This window comes from Paenibacillus oceani (genome assembly GCF_014705615.1).
Lineage (GTDB): Bacteria > Bacillota > Bacilli > Paenibacillales > NBRC-103111 > Paenibacillus_AB > Paenibacillus_AB oceani.
This window is the reverse complement of the sequence record NZ_JACXJA010000041.1, coordinates 46,395-64,551: the sequence shown is the minus strand read 5'-3', so window position 1 is coordinate 64,551 and position 18,157 is coordinate 46,395. Positions and strand designations below refer to the sequence as shown.

7 protein-coding genes and 3 pseudogenes are annotated in these 18,157 nt (G+C 53.3%); 3 read left to right on the top strand and 7 right to left on the bottom strand.

The window, feature by feature from the left end:
• Positions 1–176 precede the first annotated feature (176 nt).
• A complete protein-coding gene (locus IDH45_RS25550; RefSeq protein WP_190930975.1) occupies positions 177–1,121 on the top strand; it encodes a helix-turn-helix domain-containing protein in 945 nt (314 codons plus the stop codon).
• Between the two features lie 233 nt (positions 1,122–1,354).
• On the opposite strand, the gene IDH45_RS25545 is transcribed toward IDH45_RS25550, so the two are convergent.
• The 3 genes from IDH45_RS25545 to IDH45_RS25535 all read right to left on the bottom strand — a co-directional run bounded on the left by IDH45_RS25545 (position 1,355) and on the right by IDH45_RS25535 (position 6,797).
• Positions 1,355–2,686, bottom strand: a complete 1,332-nt coding sequence (locus IDH45_RS25545; protein WP_190930974.1) for an ABC transporter substrate-binding protein — start codon at positions 2,684–2,686, stop codon at positions 1,355–1,357.
• A 193-nt stretch (positions 2,687–2,879) separates the two neighbouring features.
• Positions 2,880–4,715 carry a hypothetical protein gene (locus IDH45_RS25540; protein ID WP_190930973.1) on the bottom strand — a complete coding sequence of 612 codons (1,836 nt, stop codon included), beginning with the start codon at positions 4,713–4,715 and terminating at the stop codon, positions 2,880–2,882.
• Between the two features lie 486 nt (positions 4,716–5,201).
• Positions 5,202–6,797, bottom strand: a complete 1,596-nt coding sequence (locus IDH45_RS25535; protein ID WP_190930972.1) for a LamG-like jellyroll fold domain-containing protein — start codon at positions 6,795–6,797, stop codon at positions 5,202–5,204.
• 227 nt (positions 6,798–7,024) lie between these two features.
• On the opposite strand from IDH45_RS25535, the gene IDH45_RS25530 reads away from it, so the two are divergent.
• Entirely contained in the window at positions 7,025–7,960 is a 936-nt protein-coding gene (locus IDH45_RS25530) for an AraC family transcriptional regulator (protein ID WP_190930971.1), read from the top strand.
• Between the two features lie 195 nt (positions 7,961–8,155).
• On the opposite strand, the pseudogene IDH45_RS35340 reads toward IDH45_RS25530, so the two are convergent.
• From IDH45_RS35340 to IDH45_RS25520, 3 pseudogenes are all read right to left on the bottom strand, one after another.
• A pseudogene (locus tag IDH45_RS35340) lies at positions 8,156–8,212 on the bottom strand (hypothetical protein); the annotation flags it as partial.
• Between the two features lie 11 nt (positions 8,213–8,223).
• Positions 8,224–8,646, bottom strand: a pseudogene (locus IDH45_RS25525) (alcohol dehydrogenase catalytic domain-containing protein); the annotation flags it as partial.
• Positions 8,647–8,685: 39 nt separating this feature from the next.
• Positions 8,686–8,974 (bottom strand): annotated as a pseudogene (locus tag IDH45_RS25520) (hypothetical protein).
• A gap of 179 nt (positions 8,975–9,153) precedes the next feature.
• Here IDH45_RS25520 and IDH45_RS25515 point away from each other — a divergent pair.
• Positions 9,154–10,041: a LysR family transcriptional regulator gene (locus IDH45_RS25515; protein ID WP_190930970.1), complete on the top strand. Its 888-nt coding sequence runs from the start codon at positions 9,154–9,156 to the stop codon at positions 10,039–10,041.
• A 75-nt stretch (positions 10,042–10,116) separates the two neighbouring features.
• Here the strand turns inward: IDH45_RS25515 and IDH45_RS25510 are convergent, their stop codons facing one another.
• On the bottom strand, positions 10,117–18,123 hold the full coding sequence (locus IDH45_RS25510) for a cadherin-like beta sandwich domain-containing protein (protein WP_190930969.1): 8,007 nt from the start codon (positions 18,121–18,123) through the stop codon (positions 10,117–10,119).
• Between the last annotated feature and the right edge of the window lie 34 nt (positions 18,124–18,157).

The window sequence follows — 18,157 nt, the reverse complement described above, 5'->3', positions numbered from 1 at the left end:
CGTTATGGCTTCATGGGGGGGTGCTTGTCGAACGACTTTGGAGCGGTCAGACGTGCCGTCCGCAAACGGTCATCGCAACTATCCAACCGGCACAAACTTTGTACATCGACTATACAAAGATGGCAAGTGTGCTATAATCGATAGTAACTAAAGTTGCATAGTGTGGAGGGATCCTTATGGCAATCGGTAAGGAACGCGCGGCACTGTCCTTCTGGGAAAGTCTGAATATGAAGGTTCGAATAAACTCCCTGTTGTTCGACTTCCAGCTTAATGACAACTTCGAGCCTTTGGTGATGAAGGAAACGCAGGACAAGCATAATCACGCGGCCATCGAGATGCAGTTCATTCTCTCCGGATCGGGACTGCTCCTTGTGAACGATCATGAGTACAGATTCGCACCATACTCCATCCACATCATCGGACATAACGTCTTTCATGCTGTCATCCCGGATTCGCAGTCTCCTCTCAATCGCTTCACCTTACGGTTTACGTTCCGACGCATCTGCGACAACGACGACTGGTTTCCCCATACAGAGGCGGAACAGATTAAGTCTCTGCTGTCTCGTCTCCGTTACAGCGGACTTTACAACAAAGACCATAACGAATCGATTTTCCGCCTGATCCAAGAAATCAGAAATGAATTGAAAACGCCTTCATTAGGGTCGTATGCGAATGCCCAAAGTCTGTTCGCACAAGTTATTGTACGGACGGTCCGGGAAATCGTGCGGGATAGCTACGCCAACACCACGTACACGATGCCGAGCAAAGCCAAGGATAATCAGCGCTCCAGCATCATAGACCGTTTTTTTGTAGATTACCGGCAACAGTTGACCTTGGAAATGCTGGCCGAGCAATTGAATCTAAGCACCCGCCAAGTTAATCGGTTGCTCAAACAGCACTATAACGTTTCTTTCAAGCAGAAGCTGCTTAGTACCCGGATTGAGGTCGCGAAAGATTTTTTGCGGACGAGCGACCTTCCCATTGAGCACATTGCACGTGAAATCGGGTGCGAATCCCCTCCCCACTTTTACTGTATATTTCAGGACAAAACGGGCATGACTCCCTCGGAGTACAGAACGATGATGCGCAGAGCACGCAAATCTGTTGCCCGCTCCTTGTGACTTTGGAAGGATTCCCGTCAACCGCCGGAAATCGGCGAGAGGCCAACAAGCGTTATACTTCGACCGCCGCAGCAGCCGATAGCATAACGCTTGTTGGTTACATCATCTTCCCCATTGCCGAAAATCGGACGATACCGAGCTGTGTATGGCCCTGATCCGGTCATCGGTCCAACAACGCGCATAACAGCGGTATTGATTCCGCTGCGCCTCTTTTCATGATGCCCTCCCTCAGCTTAAGGCTTCGCGAAGGTCGCCTTTAACGTTTCCATTAATTTGGTCGCCTCTTCCTCGGCTTCGCGAAACGCCGTGTTCCTGTCCTTTTCACCGAACATGACCGCAGTGGCATACTTCATGTATACATTTTCGATTGAAGTGGCGTAAGGACCTTTAAAGGGGACATTCGCCAATTTAGAGGCAAATACCGCTTGCCAGTTAATATCTTTAAACTTGGTGTCTTGTCCCAGATTCGATCGTACTTTCTCGCTGCGCAGAACGGGCAGCCGCCCGTTTCGGGCATAGGTTGTCTGAACCTCTTCCGACAACAAATGTTTGATCGCTTCCATCGCAGCGCCCTTGTTTTTGGACATGTTTGTTACGCCCATATAAACGCCGTACGGCTGAGTGCCGACCCCGGGCTGTTCGCTGAACGCCGGGGGTGAAACGATGTCGAAATTCAGCTTATCGAACTTGTCCTGCCAGCCGCTGATCAGGGCGGATACGTACACCATCATTCCTTGCCTGCCTTGAAAAAAACCTTCTTCGAGAACTTTAATAGCCGTCCTCGGCATTACTTTTTTGGCAGCCGGGTCGACATTGCCCGGAGGGGAAACCAGTTTGTCAAAAAACAGCTCCCAGCGGCGGTCCGTATTAATTGTCGGTTTCAGGGTGCTGCGATCGACGGCCGGGATCGAAAGCGGGTTCGTATAAAACAAATACTGCATCATCGGTAAATATCCGAAATATTGAGTGTCTCCCTCCATGCGACTCAGCTTTTTCGCCATCTCGTTAAACGAATCCCACGTCATGCCATTGCTAGGATACTTCACTCCGAATTTGTCAAACAAATCTTTGTTGTAATAGGTGACCATGCTGTCCGTGACGATCGGCAAAGCCAGTATCTTGCCGTCCGCATCGTTTCGAAACCCTTCGATCGTGACAGGCTCGATGCTGTTTAAATCCACTTTGTGCGTCTTGATTAATTCGCTCATATCGTATTGGATGGCGTTCGGCAAAGCGGTAGTCAAGAAGTAGCCGACGGAGTGGTAATAGACGTCTATCTGCGTACCGGCTGCCAGAAGATCTTTCAGGTAAGTTCCCGGGCCATGCTGCTCGATATACTTAATCGTGTAGTTCGGAAACTTTTTACGCAGAACATTTCCGAATTGTTGATCGAATGCTTCTTGAGAGCCTCCTCCTTCGGTGTAAAACACCAATTCCACTTTTTCCGCCGGCGCAGGGACCTCCTCCTGTCGCGCATTTGGCGGCGTCTCCTCCGGCTTGCTGCATGCGGAAAGGACGAGCATGAATGAGAGACAGCCTATCCCAATTTGTCGTAACGTTTTCATTTGTAGTGTTCCCCCTTGTATAAGGCTAGAATCGGTTTCCAAGCAAAGTGAGCTGTTCGCGCTGGTTATCAATATAGAATACGGGTGTACCCTATTGATTACGCAAATTGTAAAATCGCCCATTGCCGTACTTCCGTTGTAACTGACTTTCATCGAATCACCGTTAATAAGGAAACGTGCCGTTTATGATCGTTTAAGAAAACAGCACGAACCATACCGATCCCGGATCGGTTAGTACGCCTGAAGAATTGTAGGTTCGAATCTCGAAAACCGTAGTAGAGATCGGGACGAACTCCGCCGACATCTCCATACTGAGGCGCGCCGTTGGAATAACGACATAGTTGATGTCGGGCATCGGTTTCGCAAGCGTCACCGTTATGACGCCTACGGAAGTACGAGCAGCTGTGAACGGACGCCCAGTCGCCTTTACAACCGCAGCCGTACCGCCGGACACCGTGATCCGGCCGCGCGCAGCCGCCGTCCCTTCGCCGCCAATGGTGGTATAGGAATATAGGCTGATCGTGCCGTCCTTCAGCATCTCGCCTGTGCGACGGTTATTTAGAACGCCAAGACCTGTCGTTGCCAGCGAGGTGCTGGATGCGCCCATGACCGTAACGCTGCCCTCGAACGTGGACCCCACCTCAATCAGCTCTGGAACTGTAGCATTACCAGTTACTCCGGACAGCGTGTTCGTGCGGGGTTCCGAAGCTGCGATCTGACTTAGGCTTATGCCAACCGTGCTCTCTTCGAGGTGTACGCCGGATGCCACCAGATTATCTTTAGCCATCAGCACGCCCTGTCCCAGCTTGCCGCCGGTTACCTGGGCGCCGGTGATGGTGGCGTGCCGGAGCAGGACCAGGGCGCCGCCGGCGCTGGAGTAAACTCCGCGGCGGATTCCTGCGCTCGGGAGAACCGTGCTTGCATAAATCTCGACATCGGAGATCTCGAATAAGGCCGGACCGCCGTTGCCGGTGTTGTAATGGATGCCGAACGAGGTGAAGTCCCGTATGACGCATTCGAATACGCCGCTATGCTCATGTGCGCCGTCGGTGTACACCATGGCGCGATCCAAGCCCTTGTAAGTATTGCCGCCTGCGACGGTAAGCTTCTCCAGACGGGCGGCGAACACGTATTGACCCGGGGGGCGCGTAGGGTGATCAGGCCCGGTCGGTCCAAGCGTGATCGCATGGCCGCTGGCCAGCGTTCTGAAGTGAAGAATCGTTGCGGCCGTCCCCTCGCCCTGCAAGGTCATGCGATCGCGTACGTTCAGAGGCACACCGATGCCGTAATTTCCTCGCGGGAACTTGATGATGCCGCCATAACCGCCGCCTACAGCTTTTTCCGCGTAATCGAACAGCGGTTGCAGCACCACGTTATTGGCGCCGTTCAGAGTGGCGTCATTCTTGGCGCCCCACTGCAACACATTAAACGTATTGGAACCGTAGTTCCTGTGCACCCAGCAGCCTGTAGCGCCTGGGGAAGTTTCGCCCGTCCCGGCGATATAGGCGGCGAGCGCTGCCTCCGTGCCATCCCATGGCACGGTAGGACTGACAATATTCCCGCCGTTGTGCTGGGATCGTGGACGTGTAGAATCCCATACGAACTGTGCACCGCCAACCGGGCCGATCAGCGTACCCGCCCATCCCGGATGGTAGCTCGTTGTCTCGACGAAATCGCCTTGGCAACTGCCGATTAGACCGGACAGAGAGCTGACGTTGTCCACATGCCTGCATACCTTTCCTAAGTGGGCAGCGCCTTTGTTAACGTATACGGAATCTGTTACATCATCATCCTTGTCTCTCGCATATCCTGGAGTCATACTGCTCATTACGGTGCCTGCAGCCATGGCGACGCTCGCAAGACCTACCGACGCGAGCAGTTTTCTTCTGCTGATGGAAGCTCCCGTCGCTTGCCCCTCGGTACCATCCGTCCGGTCCGATTGTTGCATGATCGGCTGTACCTGTGGCCCGCTTCCGTTTAGCTGCTGCTCTTCCCCGGTTGGATCTTCATTGCGGTTTTGTTCCGACATGTTCATTCCTCCATTATGGATCATGTATATGACTGAACGATGGATGATCTTTTCTTTCGCGGCTATGTCAGGCGCGTTCCCTACATCGCTGCACCTCCGAATTTGGTTTGTTGAAAAACAGTGAACATTAATACGCTTTCAAATTGAATCTTGTCCGGAAACGGCTTTCCTCTGGTATGATTGATATCCCCCTCCTTGACCGGTCTCCTAAAGCGTAACAAAACTTATTTTTGCCCACAATTAGCAAACAGGACATGTTTTCCAAAAGCGTGTCCGGGGCAGTCGAACGATGTCGTTATGTGCGTCGAGGGTAGAATCCCGCGCAACGCAGCAAAGCCTGCCCGCATAACGGCACGGGCAGACTTGGTCACAGGAAGCGTCGAGTTCTTCCATCTGTATATGCGTGCAATCGACGGTTGAATCGCGCGGTTAACGGCGATTCCGAGTCACGGTCTCGACTGTGCTTCCTCCTTGATCGGTTCGTTTTTATTGGCGGTACAGCTCGGCTGCTTCTTGCTCGGATATAGCGCCATCCAGCAATTCCACTTCACGGATTTTGCCGGAAAAATGAGCTTGCGGCCCTTTGCCCAGCACAAGCGGCGTACGGCCCAATTCACCCCGTTTCGCCGGGTCGATCGGCGCGGAAGATACAAGTACCCCATCCAGGTACAGAGTGAGGCGCTCCAGATCATAAGTGATCACGGCACGATGCCACCCGTCTGGTACAGAACGATCCAGAGTCACAAGCGGATCATTTCGCAAACTCCACACTTTGCCGCCCGGCAATGTACCCGCATACAGTTCGCCGCCATATACAGCCATCGACCATACCCGGCGGTAACGAATGTCCGGATTTTCCGGTTCAAGGACGCCGGACAGCGTCCATTCGCCATCGCCGGCATAACGGTATACATGGCCGCCTGGCAATGTACCGCCGTACAGCTTGCCGCCAAACATGGAGATCCCCATCACTTCCAGCTCAGATCCCATCAACCCGTAATTGCTCCATTGCCGGTCTCCCTCATAACGCAGCATGCGCGCTTCCGGCCAGACCCCCATCAGCAGATCGTTATGGTACACCGCAAAACAATAAACTTGATCGCATTTTTCTACTTTCCCTTCATACACCCAGTCTTCATCCAACGTGCGGCTGTACACACCCTGGAGCTCGTTGCAGCCGATATACAATCGTTCCCGGTAAGCCGCCAAAGTCATGGTCCGCGTCTTTCCTTCCGGCCCTGGCGCGCCCAGATCCTCACATGCCCCCGTTTCATCATAAGCGTACACGCCCGGAGTATAAAAGGACATCGCGATCAGTTTGCCTTGATAAACCACCATCGAAGCAGCACTGTCCGAGCCGGGAAGCTCAGCGAACAACGACCACGTCCGACCGCCCTCATATCGGTATATTTTTCCGCCCGGCTCCATATTGGGCGACTCCGGCAGAGCGGAGCCGGACGCTTTGTAACGCATCGTACTCGCATACAGCTTGCCTTTATACTCGATTAACGACCATACCGAATTACTGTCATCCGGATTGCCGCAGTCGATCCATTCGTCGTTCTCACCCAGTTTGTAGACTCTGCCTTTGTTGTCCCGCGCATCATCGAACACTCCGGCATACAATCCTCCCTCATACACGCATAAGGTACAGATCAGACGGCTGTTGCCCGGGGTGCCGCGATCCTGCCACTGGTCCGCTGCCGATTCGGGCAAGCTCCAGCCAAGCTGCAAGTTCCGCCAGTTCGGTTGAGTGGACGTTACCCCTGCCTGCGTCAGCACGGACAAATGCCAGCCCGTCATCTGCTCCTCGGCATACCGGCTGCATATTCCTCCGGGAAGCGATCCCTTCTCATCATGAATTTCGAATTCCACGGAGAGAGTGAAGGGACGGGCGCCATGGGTCCACTCCGAATCCGGCAGCACAATGGCCGACTGCTCCCCGTCAAAGACGGCTCCGTCCTGGAATTGTACGGCTACCGCTTGCCCATGACGCTGATCCGTCGAGGCATCCCGGCAGTCCTCGCGCAACGGCCAATACCCGATACGCGCTCTGTTTGTTTTCGTTGCTTCTTGTTCCATCCCGATCATTCCTTCTTCTATATTTGGATGTATGCCGGAGAACATGATCCTTTCATCCGCTCCTGCCTCTATACTAAATCATGAAAACCGGCGACACATGCCGAAAATTTGATACCAGCTGCCATTTTTCGTTTCAACGGGTCCTGATTTCAGGTTTACAGTCCGGCGGATGTGAGGTTTAATGAAGGAAATCCTCGCTGTGAAATTGACGAATAAGGATGATCCTTATGGATAACACATTTTATCTGGAGTATCAGGGCGACATCGACGATATTCCGAGATTCCGGGAAACGCAGGAACGGTTTGGCATCCTTCATACGAACGTTTCACGGACCGAGCTGCACTATCACGACTATGCGGAACTATCGTACTTCACGAGCGGAAGCGGTTACGAAACCATCAATGGCGTCCGTCATCCGCTGCGGCAAGGCACGGTCTCTTTCCTCTTGCCCCATCACATGCATTCCATCTCAAGCGCACCCGGTCAGCAAGTTTCCAAGTACTGCTGTCTATTTGACATTCAATTGGTATTCGGACAGCAGGAGGATAGCGAGTTTTCCAGATTGCTTGACTCCATCGGCACCGAATTGCCTTCCTTCCTGGACTTCGAAGGTTCGGAGAAAGAGAAAATGAAACAGATTTTCGAGTTTTTATTAGAAATTTCCAGCGAACCCGATACTCCCATATACCGCCATCTGGTCCGCACCAAGCTTACAGAAGCGATCCTGATCTATATCCGCAGCGCGAGCCGCCGGCAATCCGATCCGAACCCGCTCATCACAGACAGAAAGTCAGCAGCACGCACACAGCTGTTCTGGCCCGTTCTGCGGTATGTCCATCTCCACTTTCGGAAGCCGCTCAGCTTGGAAGAACTGGCACAGCGGTTCGAACTCAGTGTCTCTTATATCAGTTTGTCTTTTAAAAAGTATACCGGCCATACATTTGTAAAATATATCCATCATCTGCGAATTGAAACTGCTGACATTATGCTGCAACACACGAATATCAGCATAACGGATATTGCTATGGAAGTCGGGTTCGAATCGTTTCGTACATTTGCCCGCGTATTCCGTGAAATGAAAGGGATTACTGCCAACCAATTTCGCAGCTTGTCCAAACAAAAGAAGGACAGTCATCCTGTCAAGGGGGGAGATGACTTATGAAGGCATCAGCAAAAGGGGAGTGGACCGACATGTCAGTTTTTACATTAATTGAATAGTTATATAGTCTTGAAATGCGCCGTTTGCGACTTGAAAATTCCGGATTACTTAGGGTACGGTTCCCCAATTAGCTGTAATAAAAGCTAAAAAGTCACCTCGCGTTGACTTTCAGTTGAATCTTTTTTCGACGGTCTTTACTTAGTTCATGGTGAGGACAATCTTGCCGCGGCCGTGTCCCGTTTCGATCAGCCGATGCGCATCCGCAGACCGTTCGAGTGGGCAATGGCTTTCAAGGCGATATGTGCGCCCTGGCCGTTGCCGGTCAGCCCCCCTGCCTCTTCCCAGGTCATGCTGCCGGGTTTGCTTACAATTTGGTCTGCGCCTACGACCACATATTCAGCGTAACAATTCAATAGCGCGAAGCCGAGTACTTCGCCGCCTACCTGAAAGCCGGTTACGCCTTCGCCCACTTGATCGATGATGCCCGCGAACTCGTTGCCCGGAATTTGCGGAAGCTGAATGGCGACGCCCTGCGGAGTCCACCCGTTCCGCACGCCACAATCATAATGCTGTACCCCGGCCGTTTTCACCCGGACCCTGACTTGCCCCGGACCGGCCTGCGGATCGGGAAATGACATGACCTCCATGACCTCGGGTCCGCCGACTAAGCGAAATACTGCTGCTCTCATTACGCAATCCTCCCCTGTTTCCCCCTATTGCAGCTTCGTTTATCTTAACGTTTTTAATGCGCCGCTCCATGCGATAAGTTGATCTAACATAGCGTTTATTTTACCAATGTGCAGTTCGGCAGGCTTAAATGTTTTGAAGCTTTCAAAATCCGTAAATATCGAAAATGTTGGATGCGCGCGAACGTCCGCTACGAGCAGCTATATCTACGATTTCATAATTCGCATCTCCGCGCCCATCGGCAATTCCTTTAACCCAATTTCCTACTTGTGGACTTACGCGTCCTTGACGCGTGCTTCCTAAAATAATGCCAATGCTTAATTGTTTCATTTTGATTCCTCCCATTAATCCATGTTCGCTCGTTTCAAATACTCCTTTTTTTGTGCGTTTTTTTACGCAAAGCTTATTGCTTTCCTTACATGCTATATTTTACAATCACTTATAAATAAACAAAAATATATCTTAAACCATAAGGTCTATATACTCAGGTATATGGGAGGGCGACATGTATGGAGCTGCTGCAGTTGCGGTATTTTCGAACGGTGGCCCGGATGGAGCACATGACGAAGGCGGCACAGGAGCTGTTAATCGCGCAGCCAGCGCTGAGCAAGACGATTTCAAGGCTGGAGGAAGACGTAGGGGTTCCGTTGTTCGACCGGCACGGAGGGCGGATTCACCTGAATACGTTTGGCAAGGCGTTCCTGGACAAAGTCGAGAAGGCGCTTGCCTTGTTGGAAGAAGGAAGGAAAGAAGTATCAGAGTTGGCGGGTCTCGAACAAGGGGGCATTCACCTCGCGACAACGACACTGGATCGGTTAACGGATGCGCTCGGCGAATTTCTCACGCTGCATCCAGAAGTTAACTTTCGAATTACGCAGGCTTCGATGGAAGAAATGACGCATTTGGTGGAGACGGGCGAGGTCGACATGTGCTTTACGGCGCTGCCGATCGATCGACCCGACATTAGCTCGGTATCTGTCTTGAAGGAAGATATTTATTTAGCTGTTCCCCAAGGACACCGGTTTGCCGGGAAAAAGAGCATCCGCTTGAGCGAGCTGGCAGAGGACCCGTTTATCGGGTACAAGGAGGGTTTTCCTTTTCAGCGAATGAATGATTTGTTATTTCAAGAAGCCGGGATAATGCCCAATTTCGTCTGCCGGGTCGACGAGCCTGCCGCCATTTCAAGTCTTGTCCGAGCCGGACTAGGCGTTGCGCTTGTGGGAAAGTGCGGCGGCCCGAACTCACCGCTGAACTTACTGCATATTGAGTTCCCAGTCTGCCAGCGTAATTTCCAAATCGCTTGGCACGAAAAACGGTATCTCTCCCTTGCTTCGCGCAAGTTTCGCGAATTTCTCATCGGGTACTTTGCCGAATCTGACTCTGTTTCTAGCGGATAAGATTGTAAAAAAGAGTAAGAAAGAGCCCAGCCTGCAGCCGATGAAATCTGACGGCTGCCGCCGGGCTCTAGCATTCTAATTTACATGGTGGAGCAGCCGTTTCATAATTGCGGCTGCTTGCGCTCTTGTCGCATGGCCAAGCGGATCAAACGCATCCGGTTCGGTTCCGAGAATGAGCCCTGTTTCGATGCACAGAGTAACGGCTTCCCGAGCCCATTCGCTAATCGTTCCGCGATCTGAGAACGACTGCAGCAAATTGTACTTGGCTTCCGCTCCCTTGATTTTGTAGATTTGTGCGTAGGCTCGCCAGACCATGACGGCCATCTGCTCCCTCGTAATTAGCGCGTTAGGTTCGAAACGTTCCGGCGTGACGCCGTCTATTAATCCGGCCGCGGCTGCCGCTCTGACATTAGCGCTATACCAAGCTTCATCGCTTATATCTTCAAAGCGGCCGCCGCTTCTGCCGGGCGATGACTCCAATCCGAGCGCTCTCACGAGCATAGTGGCGAATTCGGCTCGTGAAATCGTCTGATCGGGCAGGAACGATCCAGGCGCAGCCCCCATAACGAGAAGCCGCTGTCCCATCCAGCCTATGTCGGCCGCTCCCCAATGACCTGCGATATCTGCGAACGGGTTCTTATAGGCCATCACCGCGTAAGTGCCGGAAGATTGCATCTCTATCGTCGCGGAACTGCCGCTTTCGTTTATTTGGCCCCATACGTACGTCCAGGTAAGATTCTCCCCGTTCAGACGGTATATCGCTTCCTGGCGAACCGCGTTTACCGGAAGCTGTAAAATAATCGGATGCGCAGACGTAATCGCAAGGGCGGTCGTTTCTTGCCCTTGATTCACTTCAAGTATTACGACTATCGCATGCCCGACCGGGTTCAAGGCGTTCCCGCTCTGACTTGCGGCGGCTTCAAAGGCCGTCTTCTCCTCCAAGGCAGACGCTGCTCCGAAGCCGAACGAGATTGATGCGCCCGATGGAACTTGTGCGGCTTCTATCATTTCCCAAGGTAACAAGGCTTGCAGCGTCTTTGTTCTGAAAATGATTTCCGCTTTGCTGTTTTTCAGCTTTTCCAACACGTTTGCCGGCAGCTGGAGCACGTACTCGTCTGCTTGCCCGGTTACATCGACGGTCAGTTGCTTTTTGCCGTCAGCAGTAGTTTGCAAAGCTTTAGCAATCGCATCGCTTTGCAGCGTAATGCGCAGCCCCGATCCGCCGTTCCGGGCGGTGAACGGCTCCGCGTTGGTCAAAGCCGGCTCTGCCGGTATGTAGCCTACCTGATTCGAACTTCCCGGTGTTCGTTTCACGCGGACCGAGTACGTCATCTTCGTCGTTCCGTCTGCCGCCGTTACGACTACCTCAATTAGACCGCTTGCCGGAATCGTTACCGTTTGGACCGCTCCGCTCACTACGGCTGCCCCATTAATCGTCAAGCCCTGTGCCTTCGAACTGCTGGCAGTAGCCGTCACTTGCAGTCTCGTGACGCTGGAGCTTACTTCTATTTCATATGCCAACTTGGCTGGGTCAAATGCAGGTGCAAGAGTACCCGGCGTTACCGCGAGTCCAGACAATGCCGCGTCTCGATCCGGTTCGTTTGCACGGGATATTCCGATCGAGTACTCCCGAACAGTTGCGCCGTCTTCGGCGATGACGCGTACCGCGATTTCGCCATTATCCGGGATGATCACCGTTTTCGACACGCCGCTCACCGCTTCGACTCCGTCGATAACGAGCTTCGCTTTCGGATGAGCTGTCGTTGCGGTAATGCTCACCTGCTCCGCTGTCAACGGTACCGATGTTGAATAGCTCAGCTTCTCGGGATCGAAGGCCAGCGACAGCATGCCCTCCTCCACACGAAGCGAGTTCAGCCGCGCTTCTTCCGACAATACGTTTCTTGCCGCTTGCAGAGACTTTTCCACCGCCCCATTGCCTGCAGCATCGTATACCGCTCCCGGCAATACGGTCAATGACCCGCCGATGCCCATCGGTTCGGTCAAGGTGATCAAGATTGTCCTGAAGTCGTCTCCATAAGCGCTTTTCACTGCGGATGCAATAAGTTCGCCGCTGCCGTTCCAAGTAAACTTCGCCGAATCAACCGCGGCATCCAAGTTCTCATCGAACGTAAGACGAACGATCCGGCCTTCCGCCTCGACGCTTGCGCTTATGGCCTCCGGTCCGCGTTCGTCGCGCAACTGGACCGCAAACGCGCCGGTAAACCCTCCATTCATCCAAACGCCCGAGTAGCTTTGGAAATAGTTCGGATTCACTTTCACTGTATACCCATCACCGACGAAAACCGCCGCCTTCGGCGTAAATCTTGCGACTCGCGACAAATCGGCTCCGTCAGGATCGGCTGGATTGTTGACCGGACTAACAAAGGCAACAGTGCCTTCTATCGCCCTGCCATCCGTTCCCGTTACGGTTACTGCTTGCGAAGGGATAGCCGATTCATGCACCTTTACATATTTCGAAAACTCGATATCCACATTGCTGCCTCCGGCATAGGTCACACCGGTAACCGTCAGCACCTTGGGTGCCTCCCACGATACAAGTCCGGCGTTCACCTCGGTATGAGGCGGTGGAACGTCCAGTTCCGCGCTCGTTTGCGTCACGTACCCGTCCTTCTCCCAAACGACCTTCCATTTGCCTTGCGGCACATCCCAGCCGTACTTGCCGTGGTCATCCGTTTGATGCGGATTCACTTGCTCGTACGGTCTCGCATCCCATACGGTCCATTGTTTACTGTCCGGATCTTGGTAGAGAACGGTCGCTTTTACGCCGCTCAGACGGTTTTCCGGCACAGCTTCATAAATATATCCACTCGGGTCGTAAATCCAGCGCGGACGCGCGATTTTATACCGTTTCCGCTTGCTGGGGTCGACATCTTCTTTAAGACATTGGTTATAGCCGGTTCCGATCGCGTCGATCTGCTTGTCGACGTAACCGTCGATTTTCGCTCCGATTGCAGCCGAGGTGCCAGCCGCGGCTATCGCTCCCGGACCTGAAAGTCCCATTGCCGCGGTCCATGCGCCGAGTCCGAACTTGGCTACCTCCCCGCCGACAAGCGAAACTAACGCTTTGCCTGCCTGCTTGGCCGTGCGCGGCAGCTCGGCGAGGCAATCGAGACCGCTCGCTTGAACTTTGTAAGTAATTTTATTGACTTTTTCGGCGAATCCCTTCATGCCGTCGTACTGGCTTTTGACCGAATTGAATGTGCCGAACTTATCGCCATCCGGCCCAAACTGCACATAGTTCTCCGTTACTACGGCGGCAAAAACGGGATCCGCGTCAAGCACCTTTACGCCACCAAGCGAAGCTTTCATTTCCGCAGGCAAACCTTGCTGAAACAACACGTTCATGGGCATGTAACCTTTCGAGACGGTTTTGAACCCGTCCTCCGTTTCCGTAAGCGTGAAGGAGCTGTTATACATGGGTACCCCGGAACGTTCCGCTAATGCAATCTCCTCGCTCGTCGCCGAATAGTTCGCATTCGGCTCCAAGCGAAGGGTTACGGTCATCGTCATGTTGTCGAGCTGCGGGAAGGTCAGCTTCACCGTACCTGAATATTTGCCGTCCTTCAGCTCGAAGGGAGACGTTACTTCTGCCGTAAAATCGCGCATCGTGAGCGGCAGCGACGCCCGCACTTCATCCATCGTTGGAGATTTGCCGTCCAATTGGAGCGGCTCCGGCTTCGACTCGAAATCGACGTAAATGTTGCCAAGCGCTCCCTTATTCGTAGGTGCAAACGCCCGAAACACTCCTCCGTCCCGAACGGCCTTGACCGGTTCGCCTGCCTGACCGTCCATATAGACGTATGCGTTCTCGACTTTGTCCGGATCATCGAACTTCAACTCGAACTGGAACGGATTTCCCGGCACGACGGTGTAAAAAGGATTCGATATGCCGTCCTTGGTATCTATCGTGATCCATTTGCCATCCGGGGCCTGCGCCATAGCCATCTCCAGCAGCCTCGGCTTCTTCGTATCATAATTGACATAGGAAACCAAAGACTGCAGCTTGAGGCCGTTTGCTTCCACTTCGGCGCGCAGGGCGTGCATGCCGGGATCACCTAAATCCGGCAGCTCCACCTGGAGTATCCAATATCCGTTGTTCGCCGCCGTCGTACTGCCCAGCAGCTGCCCGCCGTCATATACCTTCACTACGCTTTGCTTCGGCGCCACTCCGCTGACCGCGAACTTCGGCTGATATACGCGTTCGGGCGCCTCGAGCGTTACCAACGGGGCATCCAGCAAGACGGTACCGATTGTCTCCTCCACCTGCTTCCCGCCGATTGTAGCCCGAATGCGGGCGGAAGATTTCGCCGAGCTTTGGTTAAACGTCGGATTGGCTTTGATTTGGAAGCCAACCGTTCCGGACTGTTTCTTTGCCAGCGAACCGATCTTGACCGAAAGCGTCTGGCCGTCGAGTACCGCCTCTCCGTCCTGCGGAAGTCCGTTCACGACCAGGCGGCCAGTTCCGTCTTTAACTACTGCCGTACCTTCCGGTATATCGAAAAGCAGCGTCACGTTCTCCACTTCGGAAGCGTCACTGTTCTTATATCCGGCTTTAAACGTCACCGTTTCTCCCGCTGCAATCCGGCTATTCAATACGTCGTACGTATTGCCGCTGTAGTTTGCAAAAACGTTCCTTTCGCTAAAGTTGACCGTCCCGATCGATAATATTTGTTTGTCCGCCACCGTAAACTGAACATTCGCATAGTGGTATTGGATCGGGCGCTCCTCCGTACGTCTAGACAGCTCCATAACGTAGGTGCCGGCTTCGGGCACGTTGATGTTAAATTTCCCATCCGAATGAACGTTGTCTTCTCCAAAGTACGTCGATTGCGATATGCGTCTCCCGTTTTCCATTTTGTACAGCCACCCGGATACGAAGCCTAGTCCGGCCGAAGCGAGCTGCCCTTGAACGCGCGCGCCTTTTTCCTCCAAGTACAATTTAGCCGTTGCGTTAGCGTTCGAATCGAGCGTCACTTGCGTGCAGGTGGTCATGTGCGCCGGCACGGTTCCGGTCACGCAGACGGAAACTTGATCGCCGGGCGACCCTTGGAAATGATAGGCATTATGAAAATATCCCGTCATCCACCCGGACTTCGTTTCCAGCTTGGTCAACATCCCCATCTGTTCCATGTTGACGGGTTCGCCGTAATCGGTATCCTCGAGATATTTCAGCCGTACCTCCAGATTGATGACGCCCCGGCTTGGCTGAAAAACGGGAATATCCACCACTGTCGTCTGGCCTTCCGTCACCTGCGCGGTAATTGAACGGTCCGTGCTGTACTCATAGGACGATTCGTATGCTTCGAGCCTAGTCTCGCCTTTCAGCAAAGATAGCACATACTCGCCGTCCAGATTCGTTCTCGCCTTGCGTACGATTTGCTGCCCCCGGTATGTCTGGGTCGACGTAACAAGCGCGTTGCTAACCCCCTTCCCGTTCGGCGATTTGACGTGGCCGCGCACGATCCCTTCGTCCGGCGCCTTTAACCGTATCGTTTGCTCATTCGCTCCCGGCTTTAGCACGACTTCTTGATTCGGCACCGGCTCCATCAGCATTTCCCCGATATCGAACTTGGCGACAACCTTGTCTCCGGCTTTCAAGTTTTCCATCCATCCGCTCCAGCCATCGCTGCCGCTGTTGTCGGAAAAGGGATATTGCTGTTGCGGGCCGGATAACTCCAGACGGACGCCGGATACAGGCATTCCCTTCGGATCGACGACCTGGAACCGGATCTTAGCCGGCTGCTCGATGAACATGTCAACCTTCTTGCGTTTTCCCGCCTCTGTCCGTACCTGCTCCAGCTTTCCCCATATGTGGCGGTAATCCGGCGAACGAAGAATGAACGAATAGTCTCTGCCCGGATACAACCCGTTTATGGCAAAAGGATCCGATTTGGTCAGTTGATAAACCTGCTCCCCAAATTGTCCGTTCATGACAGACAGCACACTGCCTGCGAGACTGGAGTCTCCCCGGTTAGCAAACTGAAGCTCGATCGTCCCCGCAACTTGAATCGGCAGTCCGTCGGCTTGCTTCTCCTTCGCCTCAGCCGGCCTAGCCGGGTCGGTCAGCTTCACGGTTAAGGAAGTAAGCTGGCTGACTCCGTCCGGGAGCGCCCAGTCCGCCCCGTAAGTGCCGGGTGAAGCAACTCGTTCGTCAAGTGTCAGCTCCGCTTTTCGCGTCTCCTGGGAGGTCTCATCCTTCCATACTGTATACACCAGCTCTGCTGCAGCCTGCTTCCCTGGCTCGTCGTTTGCTGTAATGTTCAGCTTGCCGTCCGGCATAACCAATCCGAAGCGCATGTTATCGACATCCCACGAAACGCGCAAGACGCTGCCCGGATTTTCTCCGCCCTGGCCAAGCTTGTAAGTCGGACCGCCGAAACTTTCGATGTACTCCGCATTTACGGCCTCGACTTGAAAAACATGCTCTGTCATGGGCATTAGGCCCGTTGCCGTGAACGCGTAGCCGCCGCCCGCAAACGGAACATAACCTATATTTTCGCCGTCTTTATAGACGTGGTAGCCTAGGATGCCTGCCGCATCCGATGCGTTTTGCCAGCTCAGCGTGACCGTCGTGTCCGTCCGGATCGTCGCTTCCAGCTTGCTGCCGGCCGGCCATGACGGGGCTGACCCGAGCGAGGCGATGAAGATGCCGGGAAGCGGGTCTTCTTCCGTCGAACCGCCAAACGATTCTAAATAATCCGAGCTGTATACAATGAGCTTTCCACCACTGCCAATCACCGGAGACATGCTCGGACCAACCAGACGGTAAGGCGCGTTTTGCACCGTGATCTTATATGCAACCTGAGCCGCAACGTCGGCGGCATAAGCCTCGTATGGAATATCATTGTCTCCATCTATGTATACAGAGTCCAGATGAAAACCGACATAACGCCCATCATCGCTGATCGACGGTTGTAAGCTGTCGCGGGTAAAAGGTACGCCGCCTGAACCAAGCGAGACGCGAACGATGGAGCCGGCCGGCCGATTGTAGACGAAAATATGTTTCGTATCTTCCCCACTCGTAGTGCCGTCCACCAAATTCGTCGCATAGGATTCGAACGCAATCGATGAACCGTCCGCGCTGATCGAAGGCTGCGTGCTCGGACCGTCAGCCTCTTCGCCGTTTGTGCCGACACTGATCCGTTCAAAAGGAGAACCGCCTCCTCCCAGACGATCAAATACATAAATGTCGCTCTGGCCGATATGCGGACTTTGTCCCGTCAGGTTGGCCTCCGAATGAAATGCGATATAACGCCCATCACCGCTAATTGACGGCGCTTCGCTGTTGCCGTTATCGAAATCCTGCATGCCGGCACGCGAGCTTATTCTTGTAAGCGAATTGACTGCTCGGTTATAGAGGAACACGTCGCGATACTCGTCGTTATCCTCCGGCACTAATCCTTTGGCATCGGAATCGAAGACGACATAATTGCCGTTATCGCTGATGCTGACCCGGTTGTTTTCTCCAGAGAAATCCGAAGTTTCAAATGGTACCGTTATCGGGATCAGCCTTCGTTCTTCCCGATCGAATACATAAACATGCATCTTTGGATTCATGGAGTAACGTTCGGCAGCATACGTAAAAGCCACGTAACGGGCATCTGCGCTCATGTCAAAATAAAGCATTTCATCGCCTAGGGAAGCGGCTGGAACTTGGATATCGTCCATGATGCCCGTTACCCGATCGTAGACGGTAATAACCGGTTTGACCGACACCGGATTATTTAGCAGCAGCATTCGTTTGAAACCGATAAACTGTCCTTTGCTGCTTAGTTTGAACTGCTGAAAGTCAGGCTGATAAATCAAGGGAATCATCCCCCGGTTCAGCTTAGTCAGCACGTTCCATGTGAGCGGCGGTGCTGGGACTGCCGCCGCTTTTGGCTTAACCGGTTGAATGCCGTAAACCGCATTCATCACCGCATTGGCGACCAGTTTACCGAGCGGATCTCGGTCCGCCGGCACCGCTGCCGCCGATACAACACCTAGCTCCGGCACCATTAACGCAACGGCCAGCAATAATACGGTCATCTTTCTCCAAAAACGTCTTCCGATTCGATTCATCGACTCGCAGCTCCTCATCACCAGATACATCATG

Bases quoted from the DNA above. Each gene is read 5' to 3' on its own strand.
- IDH45_RS25550 (WP_190930975.1), top strand. From the start codon at position 177: ATGGCAATCGGTAAGGAACGCGCGGCACTGTCCTTCTGGGAAAGTCTG.
- IDH45_RS25530 (WP_190930971.1), top strand. From the start codon at position 7,025: ATGGATAACACATTTTATCTGGAGTATCAGGGCGACATCGACGATATT.
- IDH45_RS25535 (WP_190930972.1), bottom strand. From the start codon at position 6,797: ATGGAACAAGAAGCAACGAAAACAAACAGAGCGCGTATCGGGTATTGG.
- IDH45_RS25510 (WP_190930969.1), bottom strand. From the start codon at position 18,123: ATGAATCGAATCGGAAGACGTTTTTGGAGAAAGATGACCGTATTATTG.
- IDH45_RS25540 (WP_190930973.1), bottom strand. From the start codon at position 4,715: ATGTCGGAACAAAACCGCAATGAAGATCCAACCGGGGAAGAGCAGCAG.
- IDH45_RS25545 (WP_190930974.1), bottom strand. From the start codon at position 2,686: ATGAAAACGTTACGACAAATTGGGATAGGCTGTCTCTCATTCATGCTC.
- IDH45_RS25515 (WP_190930970.1), top strand. From the start codon at position 9,154: ATGGAGCTGCTGCAGTTGCGGTATTTTCGAACGGTGGCCCGGATGGAG.